General features: G+C 68.1%; 2 protein-coding genes. Both read left to right on the top strand.

Going from position 1 to position 2684, the window contains the following annotated elements:
* The first annotated feature begins 53 nt into the window (after positions 1-53).
* Complete coding sequence (locus ACFY10_RS55010; RefSeq protein WP_390672980.1) at positions 54-1721, top strand: ISL3 family transposase; 1668 nt, start codon at positions 54-56, stop codon at positions 1719-1721.
* A gap of 180 nt (positions 1722-1901) precedes the next feature.
* Positions 1902-2615: a hypothetical protein gene (locus tag ACFY10_RS55005; protein WP_390672979.1), complete on the top strand. Its 714-nt coding sequence runs from the start codon at positions 1902-1904 to the stop codon at positions 2613-2615.
* Positions 2616-2684 lie beyond the last annotated feature (69 nt).

The raw sequence follows: 2684 nt of genomic DNA, 5'->3' as shown, positions 1-2684 counted from the left end.
CGGCTCTGTCGGGGATCTTGTGACGTCACCTGCCTGATCTGGGCATCTACCGGGTGTGCGGTTCAGGGGGTTTGGGGCGGTTGCTGCCGCATTTAGCCGGTGTGGTGGTCGAGTCGATCGAGCGTACGGCCGGAACGGTCACGTTCCGCGCTCACTCCACAGTGCCGACGACGAGGTGCCCAAGATGCGGGGTGGTGTCGTGGCGTGTGCACGGCCGCTATGTGCGCCGGCTCGCTGACGCGCCTGTCGGCGGAGCCCCGGTGGTGGTAGAAGTCGTGGTGCGCCGGTTCAAGTGCCTCAATCCGCAGTGTCCGGCGGTGACGTTCGCCGAGCAGATCGAAGGGCTGACCAGCCCGCATGCCCGGTACACGCCGCTGCTGCACACGCTGCTCGCCTCGATCGCCGCGGTTCTGGCGGGTCGGCCGGGTGCGCGGCTCGCGGCCGCGCTGAGTATCCGCGTCGCCAAGGACAAACTCCTGGAACTCCTCCGCGGGTTGCCGGAGTTACCACCGTTCAGCGTGCGGGTCCTCGGGGTCGACGACTTCGCGTTACGCAAGGGCGGCTCGTACGCCACGATCCTGGTGGACCTGGAAGACCGGCGCCCGGTCGATGTACTGCCGGGCCGGGACGCCGAGCCGCTGGCCGCCTGGCTGCGCGGTCACCCTGAGATCGAGGTGATCTGCCGTGACCGGGCCGGCGCCTACGCCGAAGGTGCCCGGAGTGGGGCTCCGCAGGCCCGGCAAGTGGCAGACGCCTGGCACCTGCTGCGCAATCTTGCCGAAGCTGTGGAGAAGACGGTCGGCGCCCATCACCAGTGCATCCGCAAGGCGTTCACGACGCCCCCGGCCGTCATGGAGTCCGCCACGGCACCCAGGGGGACGGCGGAGGCACCGCCGGAAGGGGTGTCGTTCGTCCCGCCGGATGGCACCCGGGACGTCCTCGGGCACCCGAGGCGGCTGGTGGCCCGCACTACCGAGCGGTACACGGCGGTGCAGCACCTGCTGTCCGAGGGCAAGTCCCTGGCCGCGATCGGCCACCAGCTGCGGCTGGACCACTCGACCATACGGCGCTTCGCCCGCGCTCAAAGTCTCGACGAACTGCTGGTCAAAGCCACCAACCGGGCATCGATCCTGGACGAACACAAGCCCTACCTGCACAGGCGCTGGCGCGAGGGCTGCCACGACATACCGCAGTTGCACCACGAACTGCGCGCACGCGGCTTCACCGGAGACATCCAGTGCGTCCGCCGCTACTTCCGACCCTTCAAAAAGCCGCACAGCCCCAAGCCGAAGAACCCGCCCGCGCCTGCTCCCGAGCTCCGGCCCGCCCCGAAACCCCGGCGCGTCGTCCGCTGGATCATGACCAACCCCGGACACCTTGCCGAGACCGACGCGGCCGAGCTCAAAGAGATCCGGGCCGCCTGCCCACACCTCGACGCCACCGCACGCCACGTTCGCGATTTCGCCGACATGATGCGCGATCTGCGGGGCGAGGAACTGCCCGCATGGATGGACCGCGTCCTCGCAGACGACCTACCCGCCCTGCATTCCCTGGTCAACGGCATGAAGAGGGACATGGACGCGGTCACCGCCGGCCTGTCCACGCCCTGGAGTTCTGGCCAGGTCGAGGGACAGGTGACCAGAGCCAAGCTCCTCAAGCGCATGGGCTTCGGCCGGGCCAACCTCGACCTCCTCCGCAGACGCATCCTTCACAGCCCCTGACCCCATCCTCGGGTGAGCGAGCGGCTGCAGTAATCGGGATGCTGTCATGTTGATGGCGGGCTGGGGCCCGCCCCGGTAAGTTAGCGATCTTCGGTCGGTGCGAACTCCCGGAGTCCTCGAAGGCGAACGTCCATGATGAACCTCGACCGATCCCGCGCCCGACTTCGCCTCGATGCCGCAATGGATGGCCTGGCAGTCACCTTCCGGGGGATGACCGCCCACCCCGACGAGCACAACTGCGACTGCCACTGGGGCAGCGCGGAAGATCTTGCCCAGCTCAAGGTGGCGGACACGGAGCTGGACCCCGACCTCCTGCAGCGCACATGGGAGGCAATCGACTGGAGCGATCACGCATCCGTCCTCCGCAGGATTCTGCCCCAGTTCGCCACGGCCCTCGTCAGCGGCCTCATCGAGCCCCTCTTCGGCATGGAAAAGGTCGGGCGCTCGTTCGCACTCGGCCACTGGCAGCAGTGGCCTGCTGAGCAGGCCGCGGCAGTCGAGGAATTCCTGCACGCCTGGTGGGCGCACACGCTCACCGATCCGGATCCCGCCGTACCCGCGTACGAGGTCCTCATACTGAGCGCCGAGGCATCGGGCGCGCTGAGCCCGTGGCTCCACACCTGGGAAGCACTGACCGGACCCGCGGCCGACCAGCACCTGGCCGAAGCGGCGACACAGTGGGAGTACGACCTGCTCGGTGACCAACTGCCCTGGAACGCTTGGGAGAACGGGGAAGAAATGCGCGCCGAGCTGACTGTCTGGCTGGTCCGCCATGCTCCAACCCGGCTACGTGCCATCGGCGCATCCGAAGAACTGCTTCACCGGATACGGCTGCTCGGGGTCACCGGCCTTGACCGCTGGGAGGACCCGCACTGGCCCGGCCACCGCTACTGATCCACCGAACGACTGCGTAGAAGCAGATGCGCCGGGGCAGGCCGCATCACAAGATCTCCGACAGAGCCG

Origin of the sequence: Streptomyces sp. NPDC001401 (genome assembly GCF_042895385.1) — a bacterium.
Lineage (GTDB): Bacteria > Actinomycetota > Actinomycetes > Streptomycetales > Streptomycetaceae > Streptomyces.
The sequence above is the reverse complement of the archived record's forward strand: the minus strand, read 5'-3'. Positions and strand labels throughout refer to the sequence as shown.

Bases quoted from the DNA above. Each gene is read 5' to 3' on its own strand.
- ACFY10_RS55005 (WP_390672979.1), top strand. From the start codon at position 1,902: ATGGATGGCCTGGCAGTCACCTTCCGGGGGATGACCGCCCACCCCGAC.